The organism is Plantactinospora sp. KLBMP9567 (assembly GCF_033446045.1).
Lineage (GTDB): Bacteria > Actinomycetota > Actinomycetes > Mycobacteriales > Micromonosporaceae > Plantactinospora.
The window spans coordinates 178,256-194,570 of the sequence record NZ_JAWQRR010000006.1 but is presented as its reverse complement, the minus strand read 5'-3'; the positions used below and the strand labels follow the sequence as shown (position 1 = coordinate 194,570).

The following is a 16,315-nucleotide window of genomic DNA, read 5'->3' as shown; positions in this document are numbered from 1 at the left end:
GACGCGAGCCGGCTTTCCCGGCCGCGTCGCGCGCGGTTCGGCGTACCGCTCGCGGCATCGGGTCCCGAGACGGTCGAGACAGCGGCGTACGGCTCGGAGTACCGGTATGAGTGGTCGAGACAGCGGCGTACGGCTCGGAGTACCGGTATGAGTGGTCGAGACAGCGGCGTACGGCTCGGAGTACCGGTATGAGTGGTCGATACTCCGGCCGCTGGGGAGAGGCCGCCGAACCGTCCTGGGTGGTCGAGCCGACGGCGGAGTGGGAGCCGCAGTTCCCCGGCCAGCGTTATCCCGGAGACATCGGCCACCAGCGGCGACGCCGGCCGGCCGGCGGGGCACCGGTGCCGACCGGGCGGGCCAAGGTACCGCCGCCGGGCAGCCGTCCCGGCGAGCCGGAGCCGTTCGGCCGTCCCGAGCCGGTGTCGAACGGACGCCCCGACGCACCGCCGAACGGGCGCCCGGAGGCGCTGCCGGGCAGCCGTCCGGAGGCGCTGCCGGGCAGCCGTCGCGAGGCGCGGCCGAGCGGGCGTCCCGGGCAACCGGCCGGCGCGCACCCGGCGGCCCGGGCGGACGGGCCGCCGCGCGAGACGCGTACCGGACGGCTCGACCGCTGGGACAGCCGATCCCCCGGCTGGAACTCGCCGCCCGACTCCCGGGACGACGGCCCGGACTCCTGGGACCAACCGTCGAACGGACGCGGCCGGCCACCGGTCGAGCATCGCACCGGCGGTTCGGTGCCGGTCGGCCGGGACGACCGGCGGCCGCCCGGTGCCGGCGAGCCCGGACCGCGCGGAGGTCGCGGCGAGAGCGGGTTCGCCGGTGGCCGGGCCGCGTCGCAGCACGATCCGCACCGCTCCGGCGACGACCGGCCGGGGCGCTCGGCCGGGGCACCGGAGCGGCGCGGACGGTGGCTCACCGGGCCGGCGTCCGAGGAGACCCAGCCGCTGCCGGACCGGCGCCCGACGCCCACCGACGGCCGGCCCGGACCTCGGGACGGCCGGGGCCGGGTCGGGCCGGGTGGACGTCCGGCGATGCCGGCGGCGTTCGACGGTTCCGCCGGACCGGAACGGGGCGTTCCAGGACAGGACCGAACCGCCGGTTGGGCGGCCCGATCCGGCGGCCAGCCGCATCCGGGGAGCCGCGAGGTACCCCCGGGCCGCACCCCGCCCCGGGCCCGGCCCGACCGCCCCGGCTCCGAGCCTCCGGTCCGGCGCCCCGCCGCAGGACCGTCCGGTGCACCCAGTTGGCCAGCCCAGCGCGGCCCGGGCCAGGAGCCGCGCGAGGGCCGGCGCTTCCCCGATCTGGGTTCCGGCCGCCCACCGGTACACGACCCGCGCGGCACCGATCCGGGCACCCGGCCGGGCCCGGTGCCCCGGGGCGACCGGGTCGGGCCGACTCCGCCCGGCGTCGACCGGCCCGCCGCCGAGCTGGCACCGGGATACGGGCGACCGGACCGGACGCCGGTCTCGGGTGCCGACCGGGTCCCACCGCGCACCGGCCGGCCGGACGCCGCACCGGTCCGCCCGGACCGGGTCGCCGAGTACCCCGCCGTCGCCGCCGGACCGGCGAGCCCGACCGACCGGGTCGGCCCGACCGCACCACCCCGGACCGGAGAACCACCCCGGACCGGAGAACCACCCAGGACCGGGGAGCCGGCCCGGGCCGCCGAACAGCCTCGTCCGGTCGAGCCCGCCCGGCGGATCGAGCCGGCTCACCCGGTCGAGCCGGTACGCCGGGTCGAGCAGTCCCGGCCGATCGAGCCCCGCCCGATCGACGCCGGCCGCCCGGTGGAACCACCCCGTCCCGTCGAACCACCGCGCCCCGTCGAGTCGACCCGGCCGGTGGAGCCACCCCGTCCCGTCGAGCCACCCCGTCCCGTCGAGGCAACCCGGCCCGTCGAGGCAACCCGCCCGGTCGAACGCCCCCGACCGGTCGAGCCGCAGCGCCCCGCCGAGCCACCCCGGCCGGTGGAGGCGGCCCGGCCCGCCGAGGCACCGCGCCCGGTCGGGCCGCCCCGACCCGTGGAGCCAGCCCGGCCCGCCGACCCGACCCGGCCCGCCGACCCGACCCGGCCCGCCGACCCGACCCGGCCGGCCGAGGCGCCCCGCACGGTCGACCCGCTCCGGCAGGTCGAGCCGGGGCCGTGGCTCACGCCGCCCCCGGCCGAGCCGGCCGGCCCGGTCGAGCCGGCGGCCTCGGCGGAGCCGCCGCGCGAACGGACGGCGGGCTGGCTGACCCCGGCCACACCGTCGGATCCGGCTCCCCAGCCGCCCCGACAGCCGTCCGCCGACGAGACCGGCCAGCGCCCGCCGGTCACGCCACCCCCGACCACGGGCCTGCGGCTGGAATTCCTGTCGGCGCCGACGCCCGCCGGCACCCCGTCCCCGACCACGCCCGCCGAGTCGACCACGCCCGCCAGCCCGCCCCCGGGGTCAGCGGTCGGGACGGACACCGGCGGGCCGGTCGAACCAGCCGCCGCCACCGAGGTGGCGGGTACCGTCATCGAACCCGCCTCGCCCGTCCCCTCGTCCGGTCCTCCGATCGAACCGGCCGACGCCGGGCCCGTGCCGGAGACCGGACGGGCCACCGATCCGAGTGAGACTTCCGTACCCCCCATGCCAAAGACCGGACCTGTCGCGGACCACACCACAGTCGGACCGCTCACCGATGCCGCCCTGGCGGCCCCCTCCCCCACCGAGCCCGGCACCGACGCGGCCTCGGCCGCCGACGACAGCGCCGGCACAGCGGACCAGCCGCGCGACGGCGACCCGGAGCTGACGGTCGACGCCGGGGCACCGGCGGGCGACCCGGCACCCGACGGCGCGCCGCCCCCGGACGACGCCCCGAAGAACGGGCCGGCGGAGACCGCGCCGCCGGTCCCGGCGGCCGCTACCGGCCCGCCGGGCCTGGCACCCAGGTCCGGCCCGCCGGCCACGGCACCGACCTCCGGACCCCCGGTGGCCGCCTCGGCGTCCGGAGCGCCGGCCGCCGCACCCACCTCCGGGCCGCCGGCCACCGCGCCCACCTCCGGACCCCCACTGGCCACCTCGCCGCCGGGCTCGCCGGTCGTCGAGGCCAGCCCCGACACCGTGCTGCCGACCGGGCCGGCGGCCGGGGCGGCGACCGCGCTGAGCGCGCCCACCATGCTCACCCCGATCATCCGACCGGGCGGAAAACGAGGGCCGGCCGAGCCGGAACCCGCCGACGTCACGCCGGAGCCCGCGGCCACCGACCCGGAACAGGTGCTGGCGTCGTACGAGTGGCGGTTCCACCACGAGACCCTGCGGGAGCTGGTCGAAGATCCCGAGTCGCTGCGGGCGATCCGGGACCGGTTGACGGAGAAGCTCGAACCGGCGAAGGACAACGGCACCCGGGCCCGGCTGCTGAGCCTGCGGGCGGTGGTCTCCCGCATCCTCGGCGACCTCGGCAAGGCGCTCTCCGACGGCAAGCTGGCGCTGGCACACGCGGAGGCGACCGGCCAGTTGCGGCGGATCGCGATCGCGCAGGCCCGGCTGGCGCACGTACTGCAGTGGCGGGGGGACTTCGCCGAGGCGGACCGGCTCTTCGAGGAGGCGAACTCCTCCGAGCTGCCGGACCGGCTGCGGGCCACCATGCACGAGCACGCCGGACGGTCCTGCTACGACCAGGGCCGCTACATGGAGGCCTGCAACCACTTCGAGAAGGCGCTGGAGTTGCGCAAGGTCGAGGACCCGGACCTGATCGCCCGGACCGAACTCGCGCTCGACGCCGTCTTCAACAAGGTCGCACAGAACGGCTGGGGCCCGTACCCGCGCGACCGGGACGAGATCCTCCAGGTGCACCGGCCACCGGTGCCGAAGTTCAGCGAGAAGGTGCAGCGCTGGGGGTACGCCGACCCCGACGGCCAGCTCGCGATCGCGCCGAGCTACGCCGACGTGCAGCCGTTCCGGGACGGGGTGGCCTGGGTACGCCGGCCTGAGACCCGCACCTGGGAGCTGATCGACGAAACCGGTGAGCTGCTGATCGAGGCGTCGACCGGATATCTCGGCGTCGGATCCTTCTCCGACGGGCTGGCCTGGGTGTCCCGGGACGGCACCGGCGGCTGGATCGCGATCGACAAGTCCAACAAGGTGGTCATCCCGGCCGGCTTCGAGGACGTACGCCCGTTCCGGCGCGGTGTCGCCGCCGTCCGGCGGGGCGGCTGGGGCGCGGTCGACCGGACCGGCAAGGTGGTGCTGCCGACCCGCTACACCGGCTTCACCACCGCGCTCACCGACGGCCGGTACGTCGACGGGTTCACCGACGAGGGGCTGGCGATCGTCGACGCGGGTGGGCGCAAGGGCGTGGTGGACCGGTCCGGACAGGTACTGGTCACGCCGGCCCACCCGGCGCTGGTGATCCACCCGGTCGCGTTCCTGATCGGCAACGGCACCGGGCAGTGGGGGGCGCTGGACCGCCGGGGCGAGCCGCTGATCGACGCGGTGCACCCGAGCCGGAACGACGTGATGGAGGAGATCGACCGGCTGCTCGCCGACACCAAGCCCGTGCTGTGATCTGGGTACCTCGCCCGGTCGCCCAACCTGATCCACTCCGGGTACGAGGACTAGGGTCAGAGGTATGGAATTCCGACACCTTGGCCGCTCGGGCCTGCTGATCAGCGAGATCTCGTACGGAAACTGGATCACCCACGGCTCCCAGATCGAGGAGGAGGCCGCGCTGGACTGCGTACGCGCGGCTCTGGACGTCGGCATCACCACCTTCGACACCGCCGACGTGTACGCCGGCACCAAGGCGGAGGCGGTGCTGGGCCGGGCCCTGAAGGGCGAGCGCCGGGAGGGTCTGGAGATCCTCACCAAGGTCTACTGGCCGACCGGCCCGGGCCGGAACGACCGGGGCCTGTCCCGCAAGCACATCATGGAGTCGATCAACGGCTCGCTGCGCCGGCTCCAGACCGACTACGTCGACCTCTACCAGGCGCACCGGTACGACTACTCCACGCCGCTGGAGGAGACGATGGAGGCGTTCGCCGACGTCGTGCACTCCGGCAAGGCGCACTACATCGGCGTCTCGGAGTGGAAGGCGTCCGAGATCCGGGCCGCGCACGAGCTGGCCCGGGAGCTGAAGATCCAGCTCGTCTCGAACCAGCCGCAGTACTCCATGCTGTGGCGGGTCATCGAGGGCGAGGTCGTGCCGACCAGCCAGGAACTCGGCGTCAGCCAGATCGTCTTCTCGCCGATCGCCCAGGGCGTGCTGACCGGCAAGTACCTGCCCGGCCAGGAGCCGCCGGCCGGTTCCCGGGCGACCGACACCTCCGGCGGGGCGGGCTTCATCGCCCGGTTCATGTCCGACGAGGTGCTGACCCGGGTGCAGCGGCTCAGGCCGCTCGCCGAGCAGGCCGGCCTCAGCATGGCCCAGCTCGCGGTCGCCTGGGTGCTGCAGAACCCGAACGTCTCCTCGGCGATCATCGGCGCCTCCCGCCCGGAGCAGGTGCAGGACAACGTCAAGGCGGCCGGCGTGAAGCTCGACGCCGAGCTGCTCAAGGCGATCGACGAGATCGTCGACCCGATCATCGAGCGGGACCCGGCCAAGACGCAGAGCCCGGCCCAGCGGCCGTGACCGTGCGGCGGTCCTGACCCCGGCAGGTGTGCCGAAGGCCCCCGCCCGACACGCGTCGACCTGGCACGCGCCGTGCGGGGGCCTTCCGGGTACCGTCCGGGGTCAGCCCTGCCAGAAGCGGATCAGGCGCAGGCCCTCGGCGTAGAGGAATTCGGGCAGGCCGATCTGGTCGCCGACCGCGAAGACCCCGCCGAAGAACCAGCCGCCGACCCGCGGGTTCCAGAGCAGGGCGAAGAGCAGGATGAAGCCGTACGGCGCCATCAGGTCGTAGCCGCGCCGCCACTGCGGGTTCAACCACGGCTGGAGGACGTTACCGCCGTCCAGGCCCGGTACCGGCAGCAGGTTGAGGATGCTCGCGGTGAGCTGGAGGAAGGCGAGCAGCGCGACCCCGGACCAGAACTCCGGCCGAGCGAAGACGTCCACCCCGATCGCGAACGGCACGACCAGCAGCAGCGCGAACAGCACGTTGGTGGCCGGACCGGCCAGGCTGACCAGCGAGTGCCGGAGCCGGCCGGGGATCTCGTGCCGGTCCACCCAGACAGCCCCGCCCGGCAGGCCGATGCCGCCGAGCAGCACCACCACCACGGGCAGGATGATCGACAGCAGCGGGTGGCTGTATTTCAGCGGGTTCAGGGTCAGGTAGCCGCGGTGCGCCACTCCCCGGTCACCGGCCCGGTACGCCACCACGGCGTGCGCGTACTCGTGCAGGCAGAGCGAGACCAGCCAGCCCGAGACGACGAAGAGGAAGACGTCGAGCCGGACGTTGCCGAACCCGTTCCACGCCATCGCGCCGCTGGTCACGAAGAGCGCGACCAGGGCCAGGAAGATCGGGCTGGGCCGGAACGCCTCCGCCGGCACGCCGAGGACCAGCCGGTCCCGGCCGCGTTGGTCGAAGTTCATCCCGGTCACTCGGCCGCGGGCAGCAGGCTCATCCGGTACTCCACCCGGTCGTCCTCGACCAGCAGCACCGAGGCGACACCCGCGGCGGCGAGTTCACGCCAGGTCTGGCCGATCCAGGACTCGGCGTCGGCCTGGCTGCTGAACGCCTCGGCCGGTCCGTTCACCGGATCGCCGTCCGCGCCCTCGTACCGCCAGCTCCACGGCATGTCGCGTCTCCCCTCGCCGATCTTCCGCGCCGACAAACCCCCGCCAGCCTAGTCGGCCGGCCGGTGCCAGCCGGCCAGAGCGGTCCGGAGCGATTCCACACCCCTGTACCTCGCCGCGAGCTGTCCAGCCAAGCGCTCTAAGGTACGGGCATGTCCGTAGACGGGTGGAGCAGGCTCCTGGTGCTGGGCGGGATCCGCTCCGGCAAATCCGAGTTCGCCGAGTCGCTGCTGAAGGACGTACCGGTTGTCCGTTATGTCGCCACCGCCGCGCCCGGCCCGGACGACCCGGACTGGACGGCCCGGATCGACGCCCACCGGATCCGCCGGCCGGCGGGCTGGACGACCGAGGAGGCCAACACCGACCCGTCCCGGCTGGCCGAAGTGATCACCGGCGCCGGTCCGGACGACACGCTGCTCGTCGACGACCTCGGCGGCTGGGTGACCGTGCTGCTCGACCCGGCGCACCAGCCAGCCGACGACGTCGCCACCATCGGAGAACTCGGCACCGCGATCCGGAACTGCCCGGCCCGGCTGGTACTGGTCAGCCCCGAGGTGGGGCTCTCGACGGTGCCGGTCACCCCGCTCGGGCGGGCCTTCGCCGACGCGCTCGGCACCACCAACCAGGCGGCCGCGGACGCCTGCGACGCGGTGGTGCTGGTGATCGCCGGGCAACCGGCCTGGCTGAAGGCCGGCGCGGACCAGTCGCCGACGGTCCCGGCCGGCGCCGGCCAGCCCGGCGTACCGGCGCAGGTCGACCGGGCCGGCGCCGACCGGACCGTCCCGGCCACCTCGGCCTGGACCGACGTGCTGGGCGCGGTGCCGCAGGTACTCCGCCCGACCGTGATCCCGGCACCGGCGGCCGAACCCGCACCGGCGACGGCGACCGGGACCGGGACCGGCTGGACCGCGCCGACCATGGCACTGCCGATGGTCGCCACCGGTCTGGTCATCCAGCCCGGGATGGACCTGCCGATGCCGGACGAATACGCCGGCCCCGCCGCCGTCGACCGGCTCGGCACGCTCGACCTGCCCGGCAGCGGCCTCGGCCACCTGGACCGGGTGGTCTCGTTCGCCGCCGCCACCCAGGGGACGTCGACGCCGGAGCCCTGGCGCTCGGTACGGGTGCTGCTGCTGCACGGCGACCACTCCGGCGGCGCCGCCGCGGGCGCGGTGGCCGGCGAGTCCGCCCGCCGCGCCGAGCAGGCCCGGCAGGGCAGCGGGCCGATCGCCCGGCTGGCCGCCGAGGCCGGCGCCACCCTCCAGGTGGTCGAGGCACCGCTGTCCCGGCCGATCGAGGAGGGCCCGGCGCTGACCGCCGACGAGGTCGAGGCGGCCCTGCGCTACGGCTGGCGGCTCGCCGAGGAGGCGGTGGACGCGGGGGTGGACCTGCTGATCCTCGCCGCCTGTGGTGCCGGTACCGAGGCCGCCGCGGCAGCCGTACTGGCCGCCACGGCCGGCGCCGAACCCGCGGCGGTGCTCGGCCGGGTGGTGACGCTCGGCGGGCGGGTGGACGACGCGGCGTGGATGCAGCGCTGCGCGGCGGTCCGGGACGCGATGCACCGGACCCGGCGCAGCCCCCGGGACGCCAAGGACGTACTCGCCGAACTCGGTGGCGGCGACCTCGCGATCGCCACCGGCATCCTGCTCGGCGCGACGGCCCGGCGTACCCCGGTGCTGCTGGACGGGCCGGTCGGGGTGGCGGCGGGCCTGGTCAGCCGGGACCTCGCCGGCCAGGCCCGGCACTGGTGCCTGCTGCCGGACCACGGCGACCACCCGACGGTGAAGCTCGGCGCCGACGTGCTCGACCTGAGCCCGTTGCTGGACCTGCGACTCGGCCTCGGCGAGGGTGGCGCCGCGCTGGCCGCGCTGCCGCTGCTGCGCGCCGCGCTGACCCTCGCCGGCACCCTCCCGGTGCATCCGAGCCTGGCGAGCGGCGAGTCAACCGAGCCGGCGGGCACCGACCGGACCGATCCGGCGCGCGACGACTCGCTCCCGCCGGTGCCGGACCCGGCCGAACCGTGGACCCCGGAACCGGCGGCCGACCGCCCCGGGCGGGACGACGACACCCCGGACGACGACCAGGAGTTCATCGAGCCGCCACCGGCCGGCCCCGGCCCGACCGCGGTACCGGACGACACCACCGGGCAGCCGGCGACGGACACGCCGCTGCCGGAACAGGCATCGACGGAGGCGCCACTGCCCGGGCAGCCGGCCACCGGCACCGGGGCGGCCGACGACCGGGACGGCGGGCGTCGGGACGGCGCCACCGTGCCACCGGGTGTCTGAGGGCCGGTTCGCAGCCGGCGGCCGGCTGGCGCTCACCACCTTCACCGTCGCGCCGGTGCGGGCCGGTCGGGTCGACCGCGCCACCGCCGGTACGGCGATGACCCTGGCCCCGCTGGTCGGCGCACTGCTCGGGGTACTCCTCGCCGGGGTGCTCGGCGGGCTGGGCGCGCTCGCCCCGCCGCTGGTCGCCGGTGTGGTGACCGTGGCGGCGGCGGCACTGCTGACCCGGGGGCTGCACCTGGACGGGCTGGCCGACACCGTGGACGCGCTCGGCTCGTACCGCTCCGGGGAAGCCGCGCTGCGGATCATGCGGCAGCCGGACGTCGGCCCGTTCGGGGTGACCGCGCTGCTGCTCGTACTCCTGCTCCAGGCCGCCTCGTTCGCGGCGCTGGCGGCCCGGCCGTGGACCGCGCTGCTCGCGGCGCTGGCCGCCGGTGCCGCGACCGGCCGGCTGGCGGTGAGCTGGGCCTGCCGGCGCGGGGTCCCGGCGGCCCGCCCGGAAGGGCTCGGCGCGCTGGTCGCCGGCACCGTCGGCCCGGCCGCGCTGGTCGGGCTCTCGGCCGGGGTGGCGCTGCTCGCCGTGCCGGCGGTGCCGGACCGCCCCTGGCAGGGCCCGCTCGCGGTCGCCGTGGCGCTGGCCGGCACGCTGCTGCTGGTCCGGCACGTGGTACGCCGGCTCGGCGGCATCACCGGCGACGTGCTCGGCGCGGGCGTCGAACTCGGCAGCACGCTGTTCTACCTCGGTGTCGTGCTGACCGGCTGACCGGGCAGGCGTTCGCGGGTAGCGTTCGCGAAAAGGACACCAGCACGAGTACCAGGCCAACAGGCGGTCGAGCGGGGGACGTAATGCTCATCACGGACGATTTCCTGCCCGTGCCGGTCCCGGAGTCGTTGACCGCGACCTACCTGGTGCCCACCACCGGCCAGGTCGACCCGGCCCCGGCCGAGGCGGTGGCGGCGCTCGGCGGCCGGCTCTCCGGGCCGGTGCACGACCTCGCCCGGCAGATGCTGGACAGCCCGCTCATGACGGTCGACACCCGGCCGATCGCCGAGTTCCCGCACCTGCCGCCGGACCTGCTCACCGCGTTCGGGGCCACCGACACCCAACTGGCCCGGCTGGACGCCGCCACCGACCTGGTGGTGGTGCAGGCCAGCTACCGGCCCGGCTGGCCGCCCGCGCACGAGTGGGCCGCCCGTACGGTCGCCTGCGCCATCGCCGAGTCCCTCGGCACCGACGTGGTCGACGTCTTCGCGTTGCAGTTCCTCGACCCGGCCACCGCGCTGCGCTCGCTGCCGGACGCCGAGGGCCGGGTACGCCTGATCGACTGGGTCCTGGTGCCATACTCGTCGGACGACGGCGGGCTCTGGTTCACTACCAAGGGACTGCGCCGGTTCGGGCTGCTGGAGTTGCAGGCGCAGGGGGTGCCGACGCACCTGACCCGGGCCTGGGGCGCGGTGATGACCGGGGTGGCCCGGCGACTGCTCCGGGCCTGGACCGACGGGCTCACCGACAGCGAGGTGCCGGCCTTCGTCCAGTTGCCGGTGGTCACCTCGGTCACCGGGCACGACATCGCGGTGGCGTACGGCAACCCGCAGCAGCACGACACCACCGGCCCGGCGACGCTGCGGCTGGAACTCGACCCGGCCACCGACCCGGACGCCGACTCGTTCCTGACCCTGCTGCCCCCGTCCGGCCATCCCGGCCCGGCCGGGCGGTACTTCGCGGCGGTCTGCGCCGCCCTGTTCGGTGCCGCCGCCCAGTCCGACGTCCGGTACGCCCGGCCGGACGACGCGATGGCCCGGGCGATCGCCACCGCCCGGGACGGGCTGCCCGGCATCCGGGAGCGTTTCCTCGCCGGCACCCTGCCGGACGGGGTGCAGTTGCTGGTCAAGTACGCCCTGCCGAATGACGAGGGGCCGGAGTTCGTCTGGGCCGGGGTCACCTCGTGGGCGACCCCGGAACGGATCGTCGGGGCCAGCGCCAGCGACGCCACGGCCGATCCGGCGGTCCGGGTCGGCCAGCCCGTCGTGGTGGACGCCGTCGACGTGGTCGACTGGGCCCTGCTGGACGGCAGCGGGGTGATCGAGGGCGGCTGGACCCAGGCCGTCCTGGACGCCGGCGACCGCTCCCAACGCTGACCGCCGCTCACCCGTCCCCCACCCCTTCGCCGGGTCGGGGAGTCCCGACGGGGTCCGCACCCCGCTGAGACTCCCCGATTGTCGACCGGTGGGGGGTTACTTCACGGAGGGTTGGACGAAGGGGGGGCGGACGAGCCGCATCGTGGCGCGGCGGCCCCGGACGTCGACCTCGACCTCGTCGTCCTGGCCCAGCCCGGCGGCGCTGTCCAGCAGGGCGAGGGCGATGCCGGCCTTCCGGGTCGGCGAGAAGGTGCCGCTGGTGACCGTGCCGACGACCGCCCCGTCCCGGGAGAGCACCGTCATGCCCGGCCGGGGGATGCCCCGGTCCAGCGCCAGCAGCCCCCACAGGGTGCGGCGCGGCCCGGCCGCCTTCTCGGCGAGCAGCGCGTCCCGCCCCCAGAACGCCGGCTTGTCCCAGCCGACCGCCCAGCCCGCCCGGGCCTGCACCGGGGTGATCTCCGGGGAGAGGTCCTGGCCGTGCAGCGGGTAGCCCATCTCGGTCCGCAGGGTGTCCCGGGCACCGAGCCCGCAGGCGCGGATCCCGTACGGCTCGCCGGCCGCCAGCAGCGCGTCCCAGACCGTGGTCGCCGCCTCGGCCGGGATCACCAGCTCGTACCCGTGCTCGCCGGTGTAACCGGTCCGGCAGACCACCAGCGACACCAGGTCGCCGTCCGGGGTGGCCGCCCCGGCGGTGGAGAAGCCGAGTTCGGCGGCGGAGAAACTCATGTAGCCGTGCCCGGTCGGCAGTCCGAGGGTGCCGAGCAGCTCGGCCGAGCGCGGCCCCTGCACCGCCAGCACCGCGTACGCCTCGTGCTCGTTCGTCACGGTGATCCCGGCCGGGGCGGCGGCGCGGAGCCGGCGTACCACCTCGGCGGTGTTCGCGGCGTTCGGGATCAGGAAGACGTGCTCGGGACCGTGCAGATAGGCGATGATGTCGTCCACCACCCCGCCGGTCGCCTCGTCGCAGCAGAGGGTGTACTGCGCCCGTCCCGGCCCGATCCGGCCCAGGTCGTTGCTGAGGCAGGCGTTGACGAAGTCGGCCGCCCCCGGGCCGGTGATCCGGGCCTTGCCCAGGTGGGAGACGTCGAACACACCCACACCGGTACGCACCGCGGTGTGCTCGCGGAGGACTCCGCCGCCGGCGTACTCCAGCGGCATGGACCAGCCGCCGAAGGCGGCGAACTTGGCGCCGAGCGCGGCGTGCCGCTCGTGCAGCGGCGACTGGCGGAGTGCGTCGGCGGGAGGTTCCGGGGTCTCGCCGGTCACCTGCGTCGGGTCGGTCATGGGTCGCAACCTACCTGCGATCCGGCTGATGGTTAGCATCGGCGGGACCCGTCCGGCGGACCGTCGGCGGGACAGCCCATTCGTCCGGCGGGTAGGTTGCGCCGGAGACCACTTCGCCGGCCGCAACCAGGCGGCCGGCCACGTCCGTCCGGAGCCGCGCAGTGACATCGCCCAGCACCAGCCTCAGCCTGGTCGACACCGACCCCGCCGAACTCGCCGTCGACGCCATCGTCATCGGGTTGCACAGCCAGACGGTGGACGAACCGGGTCCCGCCGCGGGCTTCGCCGGGACCCTGCTCCTCGCGACCGGCGCGGAGAGCATCGCCGCGGCGTTCGACGGCCGGCTGACGGAGACCCTGGCGCTGCTGGGCGCCACCGGCAGCCCGGGTGAGGTGATCAAGCTGGCCACCCTGGGCACCGTCACGGCGCCGCTGGTCGCCGCCGTCGGGCTGGGCCCCGAGCCGACCGGGGCGGCCCCGGCACCGGAGACCCTGCGCCGGGCGGCCGCCGCGGCGGTCCGGATGCTGGCCGGCGCCGAGCGGGTCGCGCTGACCCTTCCGCTGCCCGACGACGAGGACGGCCCCGCCGCGCTGCGCGCCACCGCCGAGGGTGCGCTGCTCGGCGCGTACCGGTTCGCCGGCTACAAGACCCGGCCGCAGCCGACCCGCCGCCCGCCGGTGGCCGCGATCGCGGTGCACGTGCCGGACGCCGGTGACGACCGGGCCCGGGCGGAGATCACCCGGGCCGGTGTGGTGGCCCGAGCGGTGACCCGGACCCGGGACTGGGTGAACACGGCGCCGAACGAGCTGCGCCCGCCGTCCTTCGCCGACTCGGTGGCCGCAGCCGCCCGGGAGGCGGGGCTCGGCGTGGAGGTCCTCGACGAGCAGGCGCTGGCCGACGGCGGCTACGGCGGCATCCTGGCCGTCGGGCTCGGCTCGGCGGCGCCGCCCCGGTTGGTGAAGCTCAGCTACGACCCGGCCGGCGACGGCCCGGCGAAGCGGCTCGCGCTGGTCGGCAAGGGCATCACCTTCGACACCGGCGGCGTCTCGATCAAGCCGGCCCAGGGCATGTGGGAGATGAAGTCCGACATGGCCGGCGCGGCGGCGGTCGCCGCCACCATGCTGGCGGTCGCCGAGCTGAAGCCGGCGGTGGCGGTGACCGGGTACCTGCCGATGGCCGAGAACATGCCGTCGGCGACCGCGTACCGGCCGGGCGACGTGGTGACCATGTACAACGGCAAGCGGGTCGAGGTGCTGAACACCGACGCCGAGGGCCGGATGGTGCTCGGCGACGCGATGGCCCGGGCCTGCGAGGACGGCTGCGACTACCTGATCGAGACCTCCACGCTGACCGGCGGCCAGGTGGTGGCGCTCGGCAAGCGGGTGGCCGGGGTGATGGGCAGCACCGAGCTGTGCCAGCGGGTCCAGCAGGCCGGTGACGCGGCCGGCGAGCCGACCTGGCCGATGCCGCTGCCGGACGACGTCCGAAAGGGAATGGACTCCGAGGTCGCGGACATCTCCCAGGTCAACGCGACGATGGACCGGGCCGGCCACATGCTCCAGGGCGGCGTCTTCCTGCGCGAGTTCGTCGCCGAGGAGGTGCCGTGGGCGCACATCGACATCGCCGGGCCGAGCTACCACGCGGGCGAGCCGACCGGGTACTGGACCAAGGGCGGCACCGGGGTGCCGGTGCGTACCCTGCTGGAGCTGGTCGACGACATCGCCGCCAACGACTGAACCTTTGTCAGCCTGAACCGCGCGGCGCTCACACACTGCGTCCGGCCCTGCGGTTCGGCGGACCGCAGGGGAGGTGGAAAAGATTCACTGATCCGGGGCCGCCACCGGCCCCGCTGTGCGGGGCCGGTGGCGCCGGTCAGCCGGTGGTCCGTTTGCGGCGCTCGTTGAAGTCGCGCATCCGCTGCGGATAGCCGACCAGCCGGACGTCGTAGACCGGGATCGCCATCTTGTGCGCGAACCGTCGGGCGCCGTCCGGGCCGTCGATCCGGCGCCGGGTCCATTCCCCGTCGTGCGCGATCAGCATGACGGTGGTCTCGGTCACGGTGGTCCGGGGCTCGATGAACGCCTCGACGCCACGCCTCGACCGGACAAACTGTTCAAGGTGGTCAAGATCCGCACGGCTGGCAGGACGATCACCCGCCGTGACAACCGCCTTCTTGCGTCGGCGAAACCAGGCCAACCCGACCCTCTCCTCCCCGGCACGCCGCCCTGCGGCGACAGTGGCGACTTCCGGCAAGCGTACGTCCCGACGACGTGTCCTTGGGCACCTCGGTACGCGGCCCGCTTCCACTAGTGACAAGATGACCGAGGTGGGCGCTCCCCGGTCCCAACTGGCAGTCCGGAGAAAGTCCACGCCCCGCCGGCCGGAGAACCCCGACCGGGGGTGGCGGTATGCCCGGTTGACCGGCATCACCCTCGTAGCAGCGACGCGACCTGGGAGTTAACTGTGAGCGAGCCGAACGGCGGAACGTTCGATGTCGTCATCCTCGGGGGTGGCAGCGGCGGGTACGCGGCGGCGCTACGCGCCGCCCAACTGGACCTCTCGGTCGCGATGATCGAGAAGGGCAAGGTCGGCGGCACCTGCCTGCACAACGGCTGCATCCCCACGAAGGCGCTGCTGCACGCGGCCGAGATCGCCGACCAGACCCGCGAGTCCGAACAGTTCGGCGTCAAGGCCGAGCTGGTCGGCATCGACATGGCCGGCGTCAACTCGTACAAGGACGGCGTGATCTCGCGGCTCTACAAGGGCCTGCAGGGGCTGATCAAGGGCGCCAAGATCACCCTGGTCGAGGGCGAGGGCAGGCTCGTCTCCGCCGACACCGTCGAGGCGAACGGGGCCCGCTACACCGGCCGCAACGTCATCCTGGCCACCGGCTCGTACGCCCGGTCCCTGCCCGGTCTGGAAATCGACGGCGAGCGGGTGATCACCAGCGACCACGCGCTGACCCTGGACCGGGTGCCGACCTCGGCGATCGTGCTCGGCGGCGGCGTGATCGGCGTCGAGTTCGCCAGCGTCTGGAAGTCCTTCGGCGTCGACGTCACGATCATCGAGGCGCTGCCCCGGCTGGTGGCGGCCGAGGACGAGGAGTCGTCCAAGGCGCTGGAGCGGGCGTTCCGCAAGCGCGGCATCGGGTTCAAGACCGGCAAGCGGTTCGAAAAGGTGGAGCACACCGAGAAGGGCGTCAAGGTCACGATCGAGGGCGGCGAGACCGTCGAGGCCGAACTGCTGCTGGTCGCGGTCGGCCGTGGCCCGAACACCGCCAACCTCGGTTACGAGGAGCAGGGCGTCAAGCTCGACCGGGGCTTCGTGCTCACCGACGAGCGGCTGCGCACGGGCGTGCCGAACGTCTACGCGGTCGGCGACATCGTGCCCGGCCTCCAGCTCGCGCACCGCGGTTTCCAGCAGGGCATCTTCGTGGCCGAGGAGATCGCCGGCCGCAACCCCGCGGTGATCGACGAGAACGGCATCCCCCGGGTCACCTACTCCGACCCGGAGCTGGCCTCGGTCGGGCTCACCGAGGCCCGGGCCAAGGAGCAGTACGGCGCCGACAAGGTGAAGACCTACAACTACAACCTCGGCGGCAACGGCAAGAGCCAGATTCTCAAGACCGCCGGCTTCGTCAAGCTGGTCCGGGTCGACGACGGTCCCGTGGTCGGCCTGCACATGGTGGGAGCCCGGGTCGGCGAGCTGGTCGGCGAGGCGCAGCTCATCTTCAACTGGGAGGCGTACCCGGCCGAGGTGGCGCAGCTCATCCACGCCCACCCCACCCAGAGCGAGGCGCTCGGCGAGGCCCACCTGGCCCTGGCCGGCAAGCCACTGCACGCACACGCCTGACCACAGAATCTCCGCGCCCGCCCGGCACCAACCGGGCCAGGATCGCACAGGCC

Annotated in this window: 10 protein-coding genes and 1 pseudogene; 7 read left to right on the top strand and 4 right to left on the bottom strand. The window is 74.9% G+C overall.

Annotated features, from left to right (window positions below):
- The first annotated feature begins 188 nt into the window (after positions 1-188).
- Positions 189-4,532, top strand: coding sequence for a WG repeat-containing protein (locus R6Y94_RS03670; protein ID WP_318394313.1), 4,344 nt, complete (start codon positions 189-191; stop codon positions 4,530-4,532).
- A 64-nt stretch (positions 4,533-4,596) separates the two neighbouring features.
- Positions 4,597-5,595 (top strand): aldo/keto reductase family protein, encoded by a 999-nt coding sequence (locus R6Y94_RS03665; protein WP_318394312.1) that lies wholly within the window; start codon positions 4,597-4,599, stop codon positions 5,593-5,595.
- A gap of 102 nt (positions 5,596-5,697) precedes the next feature.
- Here R6Y94_RS03665 and R6Y94_RS03660 read toward each other — a convergent pair whose 3' ends face one another.
- The gene (locus R6Y94_RS03660) at positions 5,698-6,495 is read right to left on the bottom strand and encodes a site-2 protease family protein (RefSeq protein ID WP_318394311.1); all 798 of its coding nucleotides are present in this window, start codon (positions 6,493-6,495) and stop codon (positions 5,698-5,700) included.
- Between the two features lie 5 nt (positions 6,496-6,500).
- Entirely contained in the window at positions 6,501-6,701 is a 201-nt protein-coding gene (locus R6Y94_RS03655) for a hypothetical protein (protein ID WP_318394310.1), read from the bottom strand.
- Between the two features lie 150 nt (positions 6,702-6,851).
- On the opposite strand from R6Y94_RS03655, the pseudogene R6Y94_RS03650 reads away from it, so the two are divergent.
- The 3 genes and pseudogenes from R6Y94_RS03650 to R6Y94_RS03640 all read left to right on the top strand — a co-directional run.
- A pseudogene (locus R6Y94_RS03650) lies at positions 6,852-8,843 on the top strand (bifunctional adenosylcobinamide kinase/adenosylcobinamide-phosphate guanylyltransferase); the annotation flags it as partial.
- A gap of 136 nt (positions 8,844-8,979) precedes the next feature.
- The gene (locus R6Y94_RS03645; RefSeq protein WP_318394309.1) at positions 8,980-9,750 is read left to right on the top strand and encodes an adenosylcobinamide-GDP ribazoletransferase; all 771 of its coding nucleotides are present in this window, start codon (positions 8,980-8,982) and stop codon (positions 9,748-9,750) included.
- Positions 9,751-9,833: 83 nt separating this feature from the next.
- Positions 9,834-11,126 carry a DUF2314 domain-containing protein gene (locus R6Y94_RS03640; protein WP_318394308.1) on the top strand — a complete coding sequence of 431 codons (1,293 nt, stop codon included), beginning with the start codon at positions 9,834-9,836 and terminating at the stop codon, positions 11,124-11,126.
- Positions 11,127-11,222: 96 nt separating this feature from the next.
- Here R6Y94_RS03640 and gcvT read toward each other — a convergent pair whose 3' ends face one another.
- Positions 11,223-12,410 (bottom strand): glycine cleavage system aminomethyltransferase GcvT, encoded by a 1,188-nt coding sequence (gene gcvT / locus R6Y94_RS03635; RefSeq protein WP_318394307.1) that lies wholly within the window; start codon positions 12,408-12,410, stop codon positions 11,223-11,225.
- Between the two features lie 161 nt (positions 12,411-12,571).
- Between gcvT and R6Y94_RS03630 the strand changes: the two genes are divergently transcribed.
- Positions 12,572-14,146 carry a leucyl aminopeptidase gene (locus R6Y94_RS03630; protein WP_318394306.1) on the top strand — a complete coding sequence of 525 codons (1,575 nt, stop codon included), beginning with the start codon at positions 12,572-12,574 and terminating at the stop codon, positions 14,144-14,146.
- A gap of 136 nt (positions 14,147-14,282) precedes the next feature.
- Here the strand turns inward: R6Y94_RS03630 and R6Y94_RS03625 are convergent, their stop codons facing one another.
- Positions 14,283-14,606: a hypothetical protein gene (locus R6Y94_RS03625; protein ID WP_318394305.1), complete on the bottom strand. Its 324-nt coding sequence runs from the start codon at positions 14,604-14,606 to the stop codon at positions 14,283-14,285.
- A 267-nt stretch (positions 14,607-14,873) separates the two neighbouring features.
- On the opposite strand from R6Y94_RS03625, the gene lpdA reads away from it, so the two are divergent.
- Positions 14,874-16,262, top strand: a complete 1,389-nt coding sequence (lpdA, locus tag R6Y94_RS03620; RefSeq protein ID WP_318394304.1) for a dihydrolipoyl dehydrogenase — start codon at positions 14,874-14,876, stop codon at positions 16,260-16,262.
- Positions 16,263-16,315: the final 53 nt, after the last annotated feature.